This window comes from Ruminococcus sp. AM43-6, assembly GCF_003461785.1.
Lineage (GTDB): Bacteria > Bacillota > Clostridia > Oscillospirales > Ruminococcaceae > Hominimerdicola > Hominimerdicola aceti.
The window spans coordinates 1-977 of the sequence record NZ_QTXU01000083.1; the positions used below are offsets into that span (position 1 = coordinate 1).

The 977-nt window shown below is 38.2% G+C and carries 1 protein-coding gene; it reads right to left on the reverse strand.

From position 1 onward, the window contains the following. A partial coding sequence (locus DW938_RS14520) for a tyrosine-type recombinase/integrase (protein WP_118125599.1) occupies positions 1-731 on the reverse strand: 731 nt, incomplete at its 3' end. Between the last annotated feature and the right edge of the window lie 246 nt (positions 732-977).

Genomic DNA, 977 nt, shown 5'->3' on the forward strand with positions numbered 1-977 from the left:
ATATGGGGCGTTATGTGCATTTCAACACCGCATTGTCTGCAATAGGAACTCAGCATATTCCGAACCGACTGCTCTGTCATTCTTCTGCCGAGCTTATTGACAAAGAAGTACCCTGACACGGCAATCTTATCTTCAAAAAGAAGTCTGTACCTTTTAAGTATGCTGAGTACAGCCATATTTTCCACGGGTATAAGGCGTTCTTTTGAACCTTTGCCGTAAAACTTAACGGATCGTCCTAAAAGATCAACATTTTCCGGTTTAAGAGTACATATCTCAGCTATCCTTGCACCTGTGGCGAAAAGCAATTCGATCACAGCGGCATTTCTGACGGCACATTTCATCTGGTAAGCACTTTGGGCTGAACCAATCTGCTGATAAGAAAAAGAAATTATCTTAGCGATCACGTCGAGAGGTATCGTTTTGGGCAGCAGCACAGGTTCTCTAATCGAAGTTTCAAGCTTATCAAATGGATTAAAATCTATGTAGTCTTGCAGCAAAAGAAAGTGGATAAAAGCTTTTAGGGTTGCAAGCTTACGCTTTACGGTTTTCGGCTTGTACTTTTTATTCAGGCACTCGATATAATCCCACAATGCTTGTTTTGAAAGCGTATCGGAAAACAGCACATACTGCGAAAGGTCGATTTTGTATGCACGCACAGTTTTCTCGCTAAGCTTTTTATGGTAACGGCAATAATCAAGAAATTGGTCTACAAAAGGTCTATATTCAAACATCAAAACAGCTCCTTAAAAATACTGAGGCAAAGCAATTTGGTCAACATTCACAAATAGCACTAATGCTTACGAATAAATTTGCTTTTAAACCTACCTTATATTATATCAGAGTTGTTTGAGTTCGACAAATTTAGACGATTTGTGAATTTTTACAAAGTTTTCAAAAGTTGATTGACTTTTTTAGGAAAGTGTGATATGGTGTTATATGTGACGAGGGTTATTGAAGGATAACTCTTTATTATCAAC